Raw genomic sequence first — 17,321 nt, forward strand, 5'->3', positions numbered from 1 at the left:
GGTGCCTCCGTCGCGCGGGGGATCCGCGCCGTCCGCTCTCCGCCTACGGTGGGGCCGTGGACACGACGATCCCCCAGCGGCTGAGCGGCTTCTTCGCGCTGGACGACGACTGGGAGCGCCGGGGCGGGGTGGCACCGCGCGACTGGGTCGTCGGTGGTGCGATGTTCGTCGTCGCGATGGTGATGCTCGAGCTCGTCCGCAGCGTCGGGGGCCTGACGGAGGTGGACGAGCCGCGGTGGGTGCAGTGGCTGGCGGTGGCCTCCGGTGCCGCGCTGCTGGTCCTGCGCCGCCGCTGGCCGCTGGTCGTGGCGCTGCTCGCCTCGGCCCACATGTTCGTCATCGGCCTGTGGATGCCGGAGGTGATGGCGCAGCTGTCGTTGCAGATCGTCTACTTCGTCGCGATCTTCTCCGGCGTGGCCTGGGCGCGGAGCCGCCGCCACGTCGCCGTCGTCGTCGGCGCCATCGTGCTGTTCATGTTCGCGTGGCTCGCCTGGATGTTCGCGCTGGGCACCTGGGTCGACGACTTCCGCGCCAACGCCGACCTCGACGGTGAGCGTCCCGGCCCGCTGGGGCCGGTGACGGCCGGTGTCCTCATCACCTCGCTGGTCAACCTGCTCTACTTCGGCGGCGCGGTGATCGGCGGCCAGGTCGCCTGGCGCAGTGCCCGGCAGCGTGCCGACCTGGCCGACCAGGCCGCCACCATCGCCGAGCAGTCCGACCAGCTGCAGCGGCACGCGGTGGTGGAGGAGCGGCTCCGGATCGCCCGCGAGCTGCACGACGTCGTGGCCCACCACGTGTCGGTGATCGGGATCCAGGCGGCGGCCGGCCGCCGTGTCCTCGGCCGCGACGAGGCCGCCGTCGCCGAGGCGCTCGGCCACGTCGAGGCGTCCTCGCGGGAGGCGGTCGACCAGATGCGCAGCCTGGTCGGCACGTTGCGCGACCCGTCCCGCACGGGCGGCGACGGTCCGGACGAGTCGCGCGCACCCGAGCCGACGTTGCGCGACGTCGCCGCGCTGATCGCCGCCAGCAACGACCACGGGCTCACGGTCGACTACGACGTGGTGGCCGACACCCCCGAGGACCTCGAGCGGCTCCCGGCCGCCCTGGGCAACGCCGTGCACCGCACGGTGCAGGAGGCGCTGACCAACGTGCGACGCCACTCGACCGCCGACCACGCCACGGTGGTGCTCCGGATCGTGCGTGCGGGCCGGTCGCCGTACGCCGAGGTCGAGGTCACCGACAACGGCCGCCCGCGGGTCGGCTCGACCGGCTCGGGACTCGGCCTGCTCGGTGTCCGCGAGCGCGTCGCTGCGGTCCGGGGCGAGGTCGAGATCGGGCCCCGCGCCGTCGGTGGGTTCCGGGTCCGGGTGCGGTTGCCGCTGACCTCCGCCGACGCCGGCCGGGACACCGCATCCCGGGCGGTGCAGGCATGACTCGTGTGCTGCTGGCCGACGACCAGCACCTGGTGCGCTCCGGCTTCCGCCTGATCCTGTCGGTGGAGGACGACATCGAGGTGGTCGGGGAGGCCGTCGACGGCGCCGACGCCGTGGCACAGGCCGCCGCCCACCGTCCCGACATCGTGCTGATGGACGTGCAGATGCCCGGCACCGACGGCATCGAGGCCACCCGCCGCATCGTCGCCGAGGGTCTGGCCCGGGTGATCATGCTGACCACCTTCGACCGCGACGACTACCTCTTCGCCGCGCTCGAGGCCGGCGCCACCGGCTTCCTGCTCAAGAACGCCGACCCCCAGGCCCTCGTCGCCGCCGTACGCCGCGCCGCCGACGGGCACGCACTCCTCGCCCCGGAGGTGACGCTGCGCGTCATCGAGCGGATGACGGCCGAGCGGGCCGCCGAGCCGCCCGCGACCGACGCCCTGGAGCGCGCCGGCCTCACCGAGCGCGAGCGGGAGGTGCTCGTCCTGGTGGGGGAGGGGCTGAGCAACTCCGAGATCGCCGCCCGGCTCCACCTCGGCCCGGCGACGGTCAAGACCCACGTCTCGAGCTGCCTGGCCAAGCTCCACCTGCGCGACCGGGTGCAGGCGGTCGTGTGGGCGCACCGGCACCGGCTCGTCCCCGCGGCGGAGTGAGATCTCCGCCGCGCGGCGGATCCGGGCGGGCCGTGACCCGCCTAGCGTGAGTCGCATGCTCGAGGTACGCGAACTCACCCGACGATTCGGAGACCTGGTCGCCGTCGACCACGTCACCTTCGACGTCCCCGCAGGAGGCCTGACCGGCTTCGTCGGCGGCAACGGCGCCGGCAAGACCACCACCATGCGGATGGTCATGGGCGTGCTCGCGCCGCACGGTGGCGAGGTGCGCTGGGACGGACGCCCCCTGACCCGCGCCGACCGTCGTCGCTTCGGCTACATGCCCGAGGAGCGCGGCCTCTACCCGAAGCAGCCGATCCTGGACCAGCTGGTGTACCTGGCGCAGCTGCGCGGCATGCCGGCAGCGGCCGCGCGCACCGAGGTGCAGGCCCTGCTCGACCGCTTCGGCCTGGCCGACCGCGGCAAGGAGCACCTGGAGAAGCTCTCGCTCGGCAACCAGCAGCGGGTCCAGATCATCGCCGCACTCGTGCCCCGGCCTCGGGCGCTGATCCTCGACGAGCCCTTCTCGGGACTGGACCCGACCGCGATCGACGCAATGGCCGACCTGCTGCGCGAGCAGGCCCGCGGCGGCGTACCCGTCGTCTTCTCCTCCCACCAGCTCGACCTGGTCGACCGCATCTGCGACCGCCTCGTGGTGATGTCCGGCGGCCGGGTCGCGGCGGCCGGCACGGGCGAGGAGCTCCGCGCCGGCGCTCCGGTCCGCTACCGCGTCGAGCTCGACCGCGACACCGGCTGGCTGCGAGGTGCCGAGGGCATCCACGTCGCCGACGTCGACGGCCCGACCGCACTGATCGAGGTGCTCCGGCCCGGCGCCGAGCAGCAGGTGCTGACCGAGGCGACCCACCGCGGACAGGTGCGCGACTTCAGCCGCGTCGTCCCGAGACTCAGCGAGATCTATCGAGAGGTCACGGCATGAACCACCCGACCGACACCACCGACGACCTCCACGGCACCGAGGGCATCGCCGGCACCGCGCCGGCCGAGGACCCCGCTGGCGAGCGCGGTGGCGAGGGCGGCCTCTGGGCCGTGGTCGCCCGGCGCGAGATCTTCGCCAAGCTCAGCGACAAGTCCTTCCTGATCGGCTCGGTGGTGATGCTCGGCCTCATCATCGGGCTCATCGCCCTCCAGGTGGTGCTGGAGAGCCGGACCACCTCCCACGAGGTCGCCGTGAGCGACCCCGCCGCGGTCGCCCTCGTCGAGTCCGCCGACGCCCTCGCCGCGGAGCGCGACGAGGACGTGGTGCTCGAGGTCCGCGAGGTCTCCGGCGACGGTGCGCGGGACCTCGTCGCCGACGACGACGTCGACGGCTGGCTCCACCGCACCGGTGACGGCTCCTGGGAGCTGGTGACCAAGGACGTCGCCGACCGGTCCCTGGAGCAGCTGCTCGCCGAGGTCGTCCGGGAGTCGGCGATGGCCGCCAACGCCGACGCTGCGGGCACCTCGCTGGACGAGCTCACCGCGGGCGCGGACCTCGCCACCGCCCAGGTCTCCGGGGACGCGGCCGAGTCGGAGTTCCGAGGCCTCCTCGGCTTCGCCTTCGCCTTCTTGTTCTACGTCGCCTCGATCATGTTCGGGATGACGATCGCGCAGAGCATCGTGGAGGAGAAGCAGTCGCGCATCGTGGAGATGATCGCGGCCGCCGTGCCGCTGCGCCAGCTCCTCGCGGGCAAGGTCCTGGGCAACACGGCGCTGGCGTTCGGGCAGATGGTGCTCTACGTCGCCGTCGCGATGGTGGGCCTGTCCTTCACCGAGTACGCCGACCTGGTGCCGGCGTTCTCCGGCGAGGTCGGCTGGTTCCTCGTCTTCTTCGTGGTCGGGTTCCTCGCCCTCGCCTGCCTGTGGGCCGTGGCCGGTGCCCTCGCGAGCCGGATCGAGGACCTGCAGTCGACCTCGGCGCCGCTGACCATCCTGCTGGTGGTGATGTTCCTCGGCTCCGCCTTCCTCGACGGTCGCTGGGCCACCCTGGCCTCCTACGTGCCGCCGGTGTCGGCGATCGTCATGCCGCAGCGCCTCGTCGAGGGCACCGCGGCCTGGTGGGAGCCCGTCGCCGCGCTGGCGCTGCTGGTCGCTGCGGCCGGTGCGCTGGTGCTGGTCGGGGAGCGGATCTATCGGCGTGCCCTGCTGCAGACCGGGGGCAAGCTCTCGCTGCGCCAGGCCTGGCGGCTGGAGGGGTGACCGGCGACGCGTGAGTCCTCCCGGGGACGGCGGTGGGCAGTCGCGATGAGCACGCCGCTGACCACGGCGACCGCACCGGCGAACTCGCCGGGTGCCACACGCTCGCCGAGCAGGAGCCACGCCGAGCTCATGCCGACCACGGGGACCAGCATCGAGAACGGCGCCACCGCCGACGCGGGATGACGCGCCATGAGCCAGGACCACAGCCCGGAGCCGAGAACGGTCGCCACGAGTGCGGTGTAGGCAAGGCCCACCACGGCCGGCAGCGTGGTGCCGGCCTCCCAGGTGGTCAGCGCCGATCCGATCCGCGCCGGTCCCTCGACGGTGAGCGCGAGGGCCAGCAGCGGCACCGGCGGGACCACCGACATCCACAGCGCGAGGTGCCACGGGTTCGGCGGCCGGGCCTGCGCCGTGCACAGGTTGCCGAACGCCCAGGCGAGCCCGCCCGCGAGCACGAGCAGGAAGGGGACCAGGTCCGCCGGACCGGCGGCCCGTTGCCACCCGACGGTCGCGAGTCCCGCGCAGGCGAGGCCGACCCCACCGGCAGCCCGCGAGGTGAGCGGTGTCCGCAGCAGGACGGTGCCCAGGAGCACCGTGAACGGCGCGGAGGCCTGCAGGACCAGGGAGGCCAGGCCGGTCGGCATGCCCGCGGTCATGCCCCAGTACAGGAAGAGGAACTGGAACGTCCCGAACCCCAGCCCGTAGCCGACCAGCCACCGCGTCGCCACCGCCGGTCGGGGCACCAGGAGCACGGTCGGGACGGCGATCACGGCGAACCGCAGGGCGGCGAGGAAGAACGGCGGGAAGTGGTCGAGCGAGGCGTCGATGGCGATGAAGTTCAGGCCCCAACAGACGGCGACGACGGCGGCAAGCATGCGGTGAGGAGTGGGCACGCCTCGATGGTGGGTCGCCAGACAATCAAGGACAAGCGAAAAGTGCTCAAGTGTTTCTGTAGCGTATCTACATGGACGTGCGTCACCTCGACCTTCTCCGCGAGCTCGCCGACCGTGGCAGCATCACCGCCGTGGCCGCGGCGACCCACCGCACGCCCTCGGCGGTGTCCCAGCAGCTCAAGGGCGCGGAGCGAACGCTCGGCCTCGCCCTGGTCGAGCCGGTGGGGCGCGGCGTACGGCTGACCGACGCCGGGCGCGTGCTCGCCGCGGCGGGCCGGGACGTCGCCCATGCGCTGGCACGTGCGGAGGCACGGTGGGAGGAGTTCCGCGGCGAACCGGTCGGCACCGTCACCGTGGCCGCGCTCCCGAGCGCTGCGGCCTTCCTGCTGCCGGGTGTCCTGCGCGAGCTCGCCGGCCTGCCGATCGAACTGGCGGTGACCGACGTCGACCTCGCCGAGTCGTCCTACCCCGACCTCGTCGCGGACCACGACCTGGTCGTCGCGCACACGCTGCTCCGGCCACCCGGGAAGGAGGCCGGGCTGGTCACCGTCGAGCTGGCCCGCGAGCCCCTCGACATCGCGATGGCGCCCCGCCACCGACTCGCGGGGCGCACGACGGTCCGTCCCGAGGACGTCGTCGAGGAGGAGTGGATCGGGGTGCCGGTCGGGTTCCCCTTCGACACCGTCCGGCTTGCCGTCGAGGAGGTGACCGGTCGTGCCGTGACGGTCCGACAGCGCATCCGGGACAACCGACTGGTCGAGGCACTGGTCGCGTCCGGCGACTGCGTGGCGGTGCTCCCGCGCTTCACCACGCCCTCCCACGAGGGCGGTGTCGCACTGCGGCCGTTGGCCGGCATCGCGACCGGGCGACACGTCTACGCGACGGCGCGCCCCGACCGGGCCGAGCGACTGGTCGTACGTCGGGTGCTCGACGCGCTCGTCCGGGTCGGCGGTGTCGTCGGCGCCGGGTAATCTGGCCGTGTTCGGCCCCCTGTCGCGCTCGACCGGGGGTTCTCATGCTGCCCCTGAAGGTGACCCGTGACCCTTGCCGGCCTCGCCGACGCCGTCCTCGCCGACCCGGACCTGTCCGCTGCCCTGACCGAGGCCGCCGGCGGCGCCGTGACCGCCCGCGAGCTCACCGGTCCCGAGTCGCTGCGGCCGTTCGTCGCCGCCGGCCTGGCCCGTGCGGGGCGCCCGGTGCTCGCCGTCACCGCCACGACCCGTGAGGCCGAGCAGCTCCTCGCCGAGCTCGAGGACCAGGTGGACCCCGCCACCGTCGGCTACTACCCGAGCTGGGAGACCCTGCCGCACGAGCGGCTCAGCCCGCGCAGCGACACTGTCGGCCGTCGCCTGGCGGTGCTGCGGCGCCTGTGCCACCCCGGGCCCTCGACGGGCTCGACCGGCCCGCTGTCGGTCGTGGTCGCACCAGTGCGATCGCTGCTGCAGCCGCAGGTGAAGGGCCTGGGTGACCTCACGCCGGTCGAGCTCGCCGTGGGCGACTCGGTGGACCTCGACGACGTCGTGGCCGGCCTGCTCGACGCGGCGTACACCCGCGTCGACCTGGTGGAGCGCCGTGGCGAGTTCGCCGTCCGTGGCGGCATCGTCGACGTCTTCCCGCCGACCGAGGAGCACCCGCTGCGCGTGGAGTTCTTCGGCGACGACGTCGAGGAGATCCGGTCCTTCGCCGTGGCCGACCAGCGCACCATCGACGCGCTGGACCGCGTTTGGGCACCGCCGTGCCGGGAGCTGCTGCTCACCGACGACGTACGCCGGCGGGCCGCGGAGCTGGGACGGGCCCACCCCGAGCTGGTCGAGATCACCGACAAGCTCGCCGAGGGCATCGCCGTCGAGGGCATGGAGGCCCTCATCCCGGCGCTGGTCGACGAGCTCGAGCTGCTGGTGGACCTGATGCCCCCGGACACCCAGGTCGTCGTCCTCGACCCCGAGCGCGCCCGCGCCCGTGCCCACGACCTCGTCGCCACCAGCGAGGAGTTCCTCGGTGCCTCGTGGGCGGCCGCGGCCAGCGGCGGCGACGCACCGATCGACCTGCAGGCGGCGTCGTACCGCACGCTCGCCGACGTCCGCACCCACGCGCTGGACCGCGGTCAGTCGTGGTGGACGCTCAGCCCGTTCGGGCTGGCCGGCGACGCCGCGGAGGCAGAGCCCTCCCTCGACGCCGCGGCGGACGCCACGGATCCCAGCACCGGCTTCACGCCGGCGCCCAACTACCGCGGTGACGTCGAGCGGGCCTTCGGCGAGATCGCCAAGTGGCGCGCGGAGGGCTGGACCGTCGCGGTGGTCCACCCCGGCCACGGCCCGGCGGAGCGCATGGTCGAGGCGCTGGGGGAGCGCGACGTCCCCGCCCGGCTCGTCGAGGACCTCCCGGCCGGCACGGTGCCCGGACCGGACGTCGTCACCGTCGTGCAGGGCACCCTCACCCACGGCCTGGTCGACGAGGGCCGCCGGCTGGCGATCCTCACCGGCGAGGACGTGCTGGGTCAGAAGGCCGCGACCCGCGACAAGGGCGCCATGCCCACCCGCCGCAAGAAGCAGATCGACCCGCTGGAGCTCAAGGCCGGCGACTACGTCGTCCACGAGCAGCACGGCGTCGGCCGCTTCGTGGAGATGCGCCAACGCGAGGTGCAGGGAGCCACCCGCGAGTACCTCGTCATCGAGTACGGCGCCTCCAAGCGCGGGCAGCCGGCGGACCGGCTGATGGTGCCCGCCGACACCCTGGACCAGATCACCCGCTACGTCGGCGGCGAGCAGCCGAGCCTGGACCGCCTGGGCGGCGGCGACTGGACCAAGCGCAAGAACCGCGCCCGCAAGGCCGTCCGGGAGATCGCCGCCGAGCTGATCAAGCTCTACGCCGCCCGACAGGCCACCCGCGGCCACGCCTTCGGCCCCGACAGCCCGTGGCAGCACGAGCTCGAGGACGCCTTCCCCTTCCACGAGACCCCCGACCAACTGACGACCGTCGACGAGGTCAAGCGCGACATGCAGCGCGTCGTCCCCATGGACCGACTGGTGTGCGGCGACGTCGGCTACGGCAAGACCGAGATCGCGGTGCGGGCGGCGTTCAAGGCCATCCAGGAGGGCAAGCAGGTGGCCGTGCTGGTCCCGACCACGCTGCTGGTCGGCCAGCACCTGGCGACCTTCACCGAGCGGATGGCCGGCTTCCCCGTCACCATCAAGGGGCTCAGCCGCTTCCAGACCGAGTCCGAGGCGCAGGCCGTGCTCGCGGGGCTCACCGACGGCAGTGTCGACCTCGTCGTCGGCACGCACCGGCTGCTCAACCCCGAGACCCGGTTCAAGGACCTCGGCCTGATCATCGTCGACGAGGAGCAGCGCTTCGGTGTCGAGCACAAGGAGCAGATGAAGCGCCTGCGCACCTCGGTGGACGTGCTCGCGATGAGCGCGACGCCGATCCCGCGGACGCTGGAGATGGCCATCACCGGTATCCGGGAGATGTCGACCATCACCACGCCGCCCGAGGAGCGGCACCCGGTGCTGACCTACGTCGGCGCCTACGAGGACCGCCAGGTCGTCGCCGCCTGCCGCCGCGAGCTGCTGCGCGACGGCCAGGTCTTCTACATCCACAACCGCGTCAGCTCCATCGAGAAGGCCGCGGCGCGGCTGCGCGAGCTCATGCCCGAGGCCCGCGTCGCGACCGCGCACGGCCAGATGGGGGAGGCCCAGCTCGAGCAGGTGATGGTCGACTTCTGGGAGAAGCGCTTCGACGTGCTGGTGTGCACCACCATCGTCGAGTCGGGCCTGGACGTCTCCAACGCCAACACCATGGTCATCGAGCGGGCCGACACCCTCGGGCTCTCGCAGCTGCACCAGCTGCGTGGGCGGGTCGGCCGCTCCCGCGAGCGCGCCTACGCCTATTTCCTCTACCCGCCGGAGAAGCCGCTCACCGAGACCGCGCACGAGCGGCTGGCCACGCTGGCGCAGCACTCCGACCTCGGCGGTGGCATGGCGATCGCGATGAAGGACCTGGAGATCCGCGGCGCCGGCAACCTGCTGGGCGGGGAGCAGTCGGGCCACATCGCCGACGTCGGCTTCGACCTCTACGTCCGCCTCGTCGGCGAGGCCGTGCGGGACTTCCGCGACGACGCACCGGAGCAGCTGGAGGAGGTCCGCGTCGAGCTCCCGGTCGACGCCCACCTGCCGCACGACTACGTGCCCAGCGAGCGCCTGCGGCTGGAGATGTACAAGCGGCTCTCTGAGGTCCGCGAGGACGCCGACGTCGACCAGCTCAGCGAGGAGATGACCGACCGCTACGGCGAGCAGCCCGAGCCGGTCGCCGCGCTGCTGCTGGTCGCCCGGTTCCGTGCCCGGGCCCGGCAGGCGGGGCTGAAGGAGATCAGCACCGTCGGCAAGAACGTGCGCTTCGCGCCGGTCGTGCTGCCCGACTCCCGCACCGTCCGGCTCCAGCGGCTCCACCCCAAGGCGCTCGCCAAGCCGCAGACCGAGACCGTGCTGGTGCCGCGTCCGCCCACGCCGGGCAAGGTGGGGCGTCCGCTGGAGGGCATCGCCCTGCTTGAATGGGCCCGTGGTGTGATCGACGCCATCATCGACCCCAAGGAGTGATCCGCGATCGTGTCTTCGGTGAAGTGGCCGGCAGCCGGGGTGCTCGCACTCGGCCTCGCGCTGAGCGCCTGCAGCAGTGACGGCGTACCGCAGACGGGCGGCGTCGCCGCCGAGGTGGCGGACCAGACCATCACCCTCGAGGACGTCGACGTGCTGACCGACGCGTTGTGCACGTCCAACGCCGCCACCGGCGACGCCCGCTACACGCGCCCCCGCAGCCAGATGCAGGGCGACGTGCTCGGGGCGCTGACCCAGGCCGCGATCGCCGACGAGCTCGGCCTCGCCGGTTCGGTCGAGGACCCCGTCGACACCGACCAGGTGCCGGGCTGGGCCGAGATGACCGAGGACGAGCAGCGCGAGCTCGCGGAGTTCCTCGACGCCGACGCCCGCCTCCGCGCGGTGCTCCAGGAGATCGGCGACCCGGACGAGGCCGACCCCCAGGCGGCGGCCCAGAGCGGTCTCGGTGAGCTCGCCCGGCGCTCGACCGAGGCCGGCATCGACGTGACGGTCAACCCGCGCTTCGGCATCACCGTCGAGGACGGCGCCATCACTGGCGCCGGCGACCTCTCGACCCCCGTCGGCGTCGAGGCCACCCGCGGCCAGGAGCTGAGCCCGGACTACCTCGCCTCGCTGCCCGAGGCACAGCTGTGTGGCGCGCGGCCCGAGGCCGGCGTGGCGGGATGACCGCGGACGGCATGGCCGTCGAGGAGTTCCTCGAGGTCATGCGACGGCTGCGGGCGGAGTGTCCCTGGAAGGCGGCGCAGACCCACCGGTCGCTGACGCGCTACCTGCTGGAGGAGACGCACGAGGCCGTCGAGGCGATCGACGCCGGCGAGGCCAGCGGCGACTGGGACCACCTCCGCGAGGAGCTCGGTGACCTGCTGCTGCAGGTCGTCTTCCACGCCGTGATCGCCGAGGAGGCCGGCCGCTTCGACCTCGACGAGGTCGCCGCCGGCATCACCGCGAAGATGCGCCGCCGCAACCCCCACGTGTTCGCGGCCGGCGCGACCGCCTCCGAGGACGGTGCCCCGCTGGACGCGGCCGCGGTCAACGACCTCTGGGAGCGGGCCAAGGCCACCGAGCGCACCGAGGCCCCCGGGGCGGGGGACCCGATCACGAAAGGATTGCCGCCCACCCTCCCGGCCCTGCTCTACGCCGACAAGGTGCTCGACCGGCTCGACCGTGCCGGACGCGACGCCGCCGTGGACGGTGGCGACGACCTCGGCGAACGCCTGCTCGCGCTGGTGGCCGAGGCCCGCCACGCCGGCACCGATCCCGAGCAGGCGCTGCGCGACGCCGTACGCCGTCGCCTCTGACGCGACGCGGGTCCCGGCTCAGATGCCGTGGCCCCGCCGGTGGGCCAGGTCCAGCAGCCGCTCGGCGCTGACCATCCGCAGTGCCACCGATGCGGCGAGGTAGGCGCGCGGCTCGCGGGGTGCGACCCGGAGCGTGGAGACCACCGCTCGCCGCGCCTCGGCGCGCTGGCCCAGCGCGGCCAGTGCGAACGCGCGCCGCCCGTAGAGCCGACCGAGGGCGTGGGGGTCGCGATGGAAGACCGCGTGCTTGTCCAGGGAGTACTCGATGGCGTCCACGATGGTCTGCCACTGCCGCGAGAACTGGGACCCGCCCCAGTGGACCCGCACCAGCGGTCGCGGCACGACCGAGACCCGGCCGACCTCGGCCGCGCGCAGCAGCCAGTCGAAGTCCTCGCCGTAGCTGCCGGGGATCTCCTCGTCGACCAGGCCGATCGGGCCGAGGAGCGCCGGGCGCCGGACCACCACGCTGGAGGGGTGGGCCGCCATGACCCGGTGCCGGGCGAGGTGGGCGAGCTCGAGCTCGTGCGGCTCGGGGACCCGGTCGACCGCGTGGCCGTCGTACTCCACGGTGATGCCGGTGACGCAGCAGTCGGTGCCCTCGGCGTCCAGGAGCGCGACCTGTGCGGCCAGCTTGCCCGGCGCCCAGACGTCGTCGTCGTCGCAGAAGGCGACCAGGTCGCCGTCGCCGGCGAGGATCCCGCTGTTGCGGGCGCCGGCCAGACCCGGGGAACGGGTGTTGGTCAGCACCCGGACCGAGCGGCCGGGTGACTCGTGGGCGATGCCCTGGTCGGGCTCGCACTGGTCGAAGACCACGTGACAGGTGAGGTCACGGTCCACGTCCTGCGCGAGGACGCCGGCGATGGCGCGGCGCAGCAGTTCGGGACGGTTGCGGGTCGCGATGACCACGTCGATCCTCGGTCGGCTCATGGGGCCACTCCTTCGGTCGCCACGCTCGGTGGGTGCTGGTCCAGGTGGTCGGCGATGCGCCAGATCCGGCGGGCGTTGAGCAGGTCGGCCACCACGTAGAAGGCGAGCGCGACCACGATCGCCCACGGCAGGTGCGCCGTCGGCACCAGCAGCGGGGCGAGGCCCAGCGTCGCGATTTCCGCCTCCACCGCCCACGGCACCGCGGAGACCGAGTGACGCTCGCAGTAGCCGACCCACTGCCGCAGCGGCGTCCACGACGGGCTCCACGCGTGTGCGGAGCCGCCGGTGCCGAGGCCGGCGCGCGCCGCGAGGCGCTTGCGGTAGCCCAGCTGCCAGTTGTAGATCCCGAGCAGGCCGAGCAGCACGAGCAGCCACGGCAACGCGAGGTGTCCGGCGTCCACCAGGTACCACCCAAGCGCGGCGTACGCCGCCGTCACGCCGATCACGTCGGCGCCGAGGTCGAAGAACGCGCCTCGCGTGCTGCACGTGCCCTGGAGGCGGGCGACGGCACCGTCGAGGCAGTCGACGAAGAACCGGAGGAGGAAGAGCACACCGCCGGTGCGGAGGCGTCCGGTGGCGAAGCACGCGGCCGCCGCGACGCCGAGCGTGAGCGCGACCGCGGTCAGCCGGTTGGGGGTCACCGCCCCCATGCCGGCGAGGCGCCGGGCCAGGGGCTGCCCGAGCGGGTCCACGGCGAAGTGCGTCCACAACTCCGTCAGTGGCTGGCCGATCCGAGGGGCCTCAGCACTCATCGCCCAATCGCCTCCGTGTGGTGTCCGTGGCCGCGCTGCGCCGCTGGTCGTCGCAGGGCCACCACGCCATCGAACCCGACCGCCCGTGGCGCTGTACTCACCGATTTGGGCGATGTTCGGCGTCCTCGGGCGGACCTAGCGTCACGGGAGTCAGCCATCGACCCACCACCCCACGGGGGCCTCTCATGCAAGCTGTGATCCTCGCTGCCGGGATGGGGCGCCGACTCGGGCGCCTCACCGGCGACCGCACCAAGGGCATGGTCGAGGTGCACGGGCGCACCCTGCTGCACCGGAGCATGGACGCGTTGGTCGAGCACGGCGTCGAGCGCATCGTGCTGGTGGTGGGGCACCGCGCGGACGGCGTCCGCGAGGCCGTCGGGACCGAGCACCGTGGCGTGCCGGTGCACTACGTCGACAACCCCGACTACGCCACCACCAACAACATCCACTCCCTGCACCTGGCCGCGGCCGAGCTGGTCAGCGACGACACGCTGCTGCTGGAGAGCGACCTGATCTACGACGCCCGCATCATCGAGCGGTTGGTGAACCACCCGGCGCCGGACGTGGTGGCGGTCGCGGCGCGCGAGTCCTGGATGAACGGCACCATGGTCACCCTCGGGCCGGACCGGCAGATCGAGTCCTTCGTGCCCGCCCACCGGGTCGACCCACGCTCGGCCGAGGACCTCTACAAGACCGTCAACATCTACAAGTTCTCCCGTCGCTTCCTCGAGGACCAGTACCTCCCCTTCCTCCAGGCCTACGTGCGGTCCGTGGGCGTCAACGAGTACTACGAGCAGGTGCTCCGGGTGATCGCCGGGCTGGACCACGGCGGCCTGGTCGGTATGCCGGTGGACGAGCGCTGGTACGAGATCGACGACCTGCAGGACTACCGCATCGCCGAGACGCTGTTCGCCCCGCACGAGGAGCGCTACGAATACTTCCTGCGCCGTCACGGCGGGTTCTGGCGGTTCCCGCAGGTGCTGGACTACTGCTACCTGGTCAACCCCTGGTTCCCCACCGAGGCGATGTACGAGGACTTCGGCCGCTCGATGCGCCACCTGCTCGCCGACTACCCCTCCAGCCTGCAGGTGCAGGCCCAGCTCGCGGCCGAGATGTTCGACGGCGACCCCGCCTGCTTCACCGTCGGCAACGGGGCCGCCGAGCTCATCGCCACGCTCGGCGAGGTGCTCGACGCCGGACGCGTCGGCGTCACCGTGCCGACCTTCGAGGAGTACCTCAAGCGCTTCCCGCATGCCCAGGTGGTGACCAAGGAGGCAGGCGGCGCCGACTTCGAGACCGGCTTCGACCACCATGCCGAGCTGCTGGCGCGGGTGGACGCACTCGTGCTGGTGAACCCCGAGAACCCGACCGGGCGCTGCCTCACCGCCGAGGAGGTGGTGGCGTTGCTGGAGCTCGCCGAGGAGACCGGCAAGCGGATCGTGCTTGACGAGTCCTTCGTGGACTTCACCGACCCGACCCACTGCACCAGCCTGCTGCGCCAGGGCGTCCTGGACGACCACCCCTCGCTGGTCGTCCTCAAGAGCATCAGCAAGAGCTACGGGGTTCCCGGGGCACGGCTGGGCGTCATGGCCACCCGCGACGCGGACCTGCTCGGCCGCGTCGTGGAGCGGCTGCCGGTGTGGAACATCAACTCCATGGGGGAGCACTTCCTCCAGGTCATCGGCCGCCACCGCGGTGAGTACGTCGACGCCTGCGCGGAGCTGCGTGCGGAACGCGAGCGCTTCGCCAAGGCGCTCGACGACATCCGCGACCTCCACGTCGTGCCCTCGCAGGCCAACTACCTCCTCTGCCGGCTGCCCGACGGGGTCTCCAGCCGCAGCGTCGTCACCCGGCTGCTCAACGAGCACGACATCCTGGTCAAGGACTGCGGGGGCAAGCCCGGCTTCGGTGACGGGGCGGCGTACGTGCGCATCGCGGTGCGGGACGAGGTCGACAACGAGGTCATGATCGGCGCCCTCCGCGGCGTGCTGGCCTCGGTCCGCTGAGCGGTCCGTTGAGCCCCGGATCGGCGGATCCGGGGCTCAACGGCGGTCAGTAGGCGCCGCGGTGGCCGCAGACGGCGGACACGGTGAGCAGCAGGATCTTCAGGTCCAGCAGCGGCGACCAGTTGTCGACGTAGGACAGGTCGAGGCGCACGCTCTCGTCCCAGTCGAGGTCGGAGCGGCCCGAGACCTGCCACAGGCCGGTGATGCCCGGCGCCACGGCGAAGCGCCGGTGCACGTCGTCGGCGTACTGCGCGACCTCCTCGGGCAGCGGCGGCCGGGGACCGACCAGTGCCATGTCGCCGCGCGCGACGTTGAGCAGCTGCGGCAGCTCGTCGAGGGAGTAGCGGCGCAGGAAGCGACCCAGCCGGGTGATCCGGGGGTCCTGGCGCATCTTGAACAGCACGCCGTCGTTCTCGTTGAGGTCGGCCAGGTCGTCGCGCTGCTGCACCGCGTCGGTGCGCATGGTGCGGAACTTGTACATCGTGAACGGCACCTCGTGCTGGCCCACGCGCGTCTGCCGGAACACCGCGGGACCGGCGGAGTCCCACCGGATCGCGACGGCGACGGCGAGCAGCAGCGGTGAGAGCAGCACCAGCGCGCTCGCCGCGGCGACACGGCCACACCACCGCGCCACGGTGCGACGCACGCTGGTGAGCTCGGTGTGGCGCACGTGCACCAGCGGCAGCTCCTCCAACGTCGCGACCGAGGCGCGCTGGACGCCGACCCCGGTGAGGCCGGGGGACAGCAGCAGGTGGCGGTCGTCCTCGGCGAGGCGCCACGCCAGCCGGCGGGTCGCCGCCGGCGTGAGGTGCGGGCACGGCAGCACGATCACGCCGTCGACCTCGAGGGACTCGGCCTGGACGGGGATGAGCTCGGGGTCGGGGCCGCACACCCCGACCACTCCCACGGGGCCGCGGGCGTTGCGCGAGAGCTCCCGGACGAGGCGTTGTGCGGCGGTGTCGTGGCCGACGACCAGCACCCGCGACGTGGCGCGGCCGGTGCGCTGCCGGGCGCGGTCGGTCGCACCGACGACCAGTCGGTGCGCGGTCGACACGGCAACGGTCATCGCGACGGCCCCGATGACGGCCGGGCGGGGCACCGTGGGCAGCAGGAACCAGGCGGCCGCGGCGGCGAGGACGGTCAGCCGGACCCCCGCACACAGCACGGTGCGGGTCTCGCCGCGGCAGGCGTCGACCAGCCGGTCCCGGTAGCCGCCGACGCTGGCGACCAGGGCGACCCAGCCGATCACGAGTGAGACGGTGAGGACGACCGCGGTCGCCGACACGGCCGCGACCCAGCCCGGCCAGACCAGCACCACACTGCCCGTCGCGGCGGCGACCACGTCGGCCAGGACCCGCTCGGTCGACCGCGTGCGGACCCCGCTGGTGCGCAGGCGCCGGGACGGTCGCGGCATCGAGACCCGCGGGACCGCCGGCGCACCCGGCAGCAGTTGGGGTCCGAGGCCGGCGAGGGTCATCGGCCCGCGTGGGTGAGTCGTCGCTGCTGGGTGGCCGCCACGAGCTCGCCGAAGCGGCGACACGTGGTGGCGTCGGGGCCGCGGTCGAGCACCGAGGCGTGTCCCGCGCCGATGGCGGCGTGCACCTCGCGGCGGAAGTCGGTCTCCGTGAGCGTGCGGTGGATGCCGCCACCCAGCGCGAGGCGCTCGGTGAACCGGACCTGGTGGTCGTCGACGTGCTCGCCGTGGTGCGGGTCGCGGGGGACCACCACCGGCACGTGGCCGGCCAGGTGGGCGTCCATGATCATCCCCGGCCCCCCGTGCGTCACCACGGCGGCGGCACGCTCCAGCAGCCCGTCCAACGTCGCCTGGTCCAGGTAGTCCTGACCCCCGGTGCCGGCCGTGGGGTGCCACGGGGTCGCGCCGTGCTGCACGAACCACTCCGCCCAGCCCTCGGCGGCGCAGTCCCGCACCCACGACAGCAGCCGGTCGAAGCGGTGGTGGTCGGTGCCCACGAAGACCGCGACGAGGGGACGGCGTACGTCGGTGCCCGGCCGGTCCCACTCCACGGCGATCACCACACACCGCCCAACAGGACCGAGGACCGGTACAGCCGCTGCTGCTCGGGCCACTGGACCAGGAACAGGTCGGTGACCGGCTGGCACAGCCGCCCGGTCAGCGTGGGGGAGTCGATGCGGTCGAAGACCTCGAGGTAGACCGTGGTCGCGCCGAACATCCGGTGCAGCCAGAAGAACGGGACCGCGACGCCGGCGCCGGTCGAGACGATCACGTCCGGCCGCCACGTGCGCAGCAGGCGCCAGGCCAGGGCGGTGTTGCGCGCCAGGTTCGGCACGTTGCGGGTCGTCGGGTGGTGCGCCCACGTGACGTCCTCGCCCTGCAACTTGCTCGTCGCGTCCCCGGTCTCGAAGGTGACCCACCGTCGTTCGTGGGGAGCCCACCACGGCTCCAGGCGCATCAACTGCGCCAGGTGGCCCCCGGAGGAGCAGACCAGCAGAATCTTCATGTCCCAGGTCCCAACGTTCGCGCGACGGCGGGATTGCCGATGACCTGAACCCTAGGAATCGGCGGTG

At 73.0% G+C, this 17,321-nt stretch carries 15 protein-coding genes; 9 read left to right on the plus strand and 6 right to left on the minus strand.

All coding sequences use genetic code 11. The features are described from left to right. Positions 1-56: 56 nt before the first annotated feature. Genes KUV85_RS00495 through KUV85_RS00510 form a run of 4 tightly spaced genes read left to right on the plus strand, consistent with a single transcriptional unit; the run spans position 57 to position 4,285 of the window. Positions 57-1,433, plus strand: coding sequence for a sensor histidine kinase (locus KUV85_RS00495; RefSeq protein WP_219961265.1), 1,377 nt, complete (start codon positions 57-59; stop codon positions 1,431-1,433). Then, entirely contained in the window at positions 1,430-2,089 is a 660-nt protein-coding gene (locus KUV85_RS00500; RefSeq protein WP_219961266.1) for a response regulator, read from the plus strand. Before KUV85_RS00495 ends, KUV85_RS00500 begins: the two co-directional genes overlap by 4 nt. A gap of 55 nt (positions 2,090-2,144) precedes the next feature. Then, positions 2,145-3,026, plus strand: a complete 882-nt coding sequence (locus tag KUV85_RS00505) for an ABC transporter ATP-binding protein (protein ID WP_219961267.1) — start codon at positions 2,145-2,147, stop codon at positions 3,024-3,026. Further along, on the plus strand, positions 3,023-4,285 hold the full coding sequence (locus KUV85_RS00510) for an ABC transporter permease (RefSeq protein ID WP_219961268.1): 1,263 nt from the start codon (positions 3,023-3,025) through the stop codon (positions 4,283-4,285). The genes KUV85_RS00505 and KUV85_RS00510 overlap by 4 nt, the downstream gene beginning before the upstream one ends. On the opposite strand, the gene KUV85_RS00515 is transcribed toward KUV85_RS00510, so the two are convergent. Beyond that, on the minus strand, positions 4,216-5,178 hold the full coding sequence (locus KUV85_RS00515) for an EamA family transporter (protein ID WP_219961269.1): 963 nt from the start codon (positions 5,176-5,178) through the stop codon (positions 4,216-4,218). The two genes, KUV85_RS00510 and KUV85_RS00515, sit on opposite strands and share 70 nt — an antisense overlap. Before the next feature lie 71 nt (positions 5,179-5,249). Between KUV85_RS00515 and KUV85_RS00520 the strand changes: the two genes are divergently transcribed. The 4 genes from KUV85_RS00520 to KUV85_RS00535 all read left to right on the plus strand — a co-directional run bounded on the left by KUV85_RS00520 (position 5,250) and on the right by KUV85_RS00535 (position 11,089). After that, positions 5,250-6,149, plus strand: coding sequence for a LysR family transcriptional regulator (locus KUV85_RS00520; RefSeq protein ID WP_219961270.1), 900 nt, complete (start codon positions 5,250-5,252; stop codon positions 6,147-6,149). A 66-nt stretch (positions 6,150-6,215) separates the two neighbouring features. Continuing rightward, entirely contained in the window at positions 6,216-9,773 is a 3,558-nt protein-coding gene (gene mfd / locus KUV85_RS00525; RefSeq protein WP_219961271.1) for a transcription-repair coupling factor, read from the plus strand. 18 nt (positions 9,774-9,791) lie between these two features. After that, positions 9,792-10,457, plus strand: a complete 666-nt coding sequence (locus KUV85_RS00530; RefSeq protein ID WP_219961272.1) for a hypothetical protein — start codon at positions 9,792-9,794, stop codon at positions 10,455-10,457. Continuing rightward, positions 10,454-11,089, plus strand: coding sequence for a MazG nucleotide pyrophosphohydrolase domain-containing protein (locus KUV85_RS00535; protein ID WP_219961273.1), 636 nt, complete (start codon positions 10,454-10,456; stop codon positions 11,087-11,089). The genes KUV85_RS00530 and KUV85_RS00535 overlap by 4 nt, the downstream gene beginning before the upstream one ends. Positions 11,090-11,107: 18 nt before the next feature. Here KUV85_RS00535 and KUV85_RS00540 read toward each other — a convergent pair whose 3' ends face one another. After that, on the minus strand, positions 11,108-12,016 hold the full coding sequence (locus KUV85_RS00540; protein ID WP_219961274.1) for a glycosyltransferase family 2 protein: 909 nt from the start codon (positions 12,014-12,016) through the stop codon (positions 11,108-11,110). Further along, positions 12,013-12,768: a CDP-alcohol phosphatidyltransferase family protein gene (locus KUV85_RS00545; RefSeq protein ID WP_219961275.1), complete on the minus strand. Its 756-nt coding sequence runs from the start codon at positions 12,766-12,768 to the stop codon at positions 12,013-12,015. Before KUV85_RS00545 ends, KUV85_RS00540 begins: the two co-directional genes overlap by 4 nt. Before the next feature lie 185 nt (positions 12,769-12,953). On the opposite strand from KUV85_RS00545, the gene KUV85_RS00550 reads away from it, so the two are divergent. Beyond that, positions 12,954-14,774 carry an aminotransferase class I/II-fold pyridoxal phosphate-dependent enzyme gene (locus tag KUV85_RS00550; protein ID WP_219961276.1) on the plus strand — a complete coding sequence of 607 codons (1,821 nt, stop codon included), beginning with the start codon at positions 12,954-12,956 and terminating at the stop codon, positions 14,772-14,774. A 46-nt stretch (positions 14,775-14,820) separates the two neighbouring features. On the opposite strand, the gene KUV85_RS00555 is transcribed toward KUV85_RS00550, so the two are convergent. From KUV85_RS00555 to pssD, 3 genes are read right to left on the minus strand one after another with little or no spacing between them, the layout of a single operon-like run. Continuing rightward, positions 14,821-16,251: an exopolysaccharide biosynthesis polyprenyl glycosylphosphotransferase gene (locus KUV85_RS00555; protein WP_219961277.1), complete on the minus strand. Its 1,431-nt coding sequence runs from the start codon at positions 16,249-16,251 to the stop codon at positions 14,821-14,823. Then, on the minus strand, positions 16,248-16,808 hold the full coding sequence (locus KUV85_RS00560) for a glycosyltransferase (protein WP_219961278.1): 561 nt from the start codon (positions 16,806-16,808) through the stop codon (positions 16,248-16,250). Before KUV85_RS00560 ends, KUV85_RS00555 begins: the two co-directional genes overlap by 4 nt. Further along, positions 16,805-17,254, minus strand: coding sequence for a PssD/Cps14F family polysaccharide biosynthesis glycosyltransferase (gene pssD / locus KUV85_RS00565; protein ID WP_219961279.1), 450 nt, complete (start codon positions 17,252-17,254; stop codon positions 16,805-16,807). The genes KUV85_RS00560 and pssD overlap by 4 nt, the downstream gene beginning before the upstream one ends. Between the last annotated feature and the right edge of the window lie 67 nt (positions 17,255-17,321).

The sequence above is a fragment of the Nocardioides panacisoli genome, assembly GCF_019448235.1.
Lineage (GTDB): Bacteria > Actinomycetota > Actinomycetes > Propionibacteriales > Nocardioidaceae > Nocardioides > Nocardioides panacisoli_A.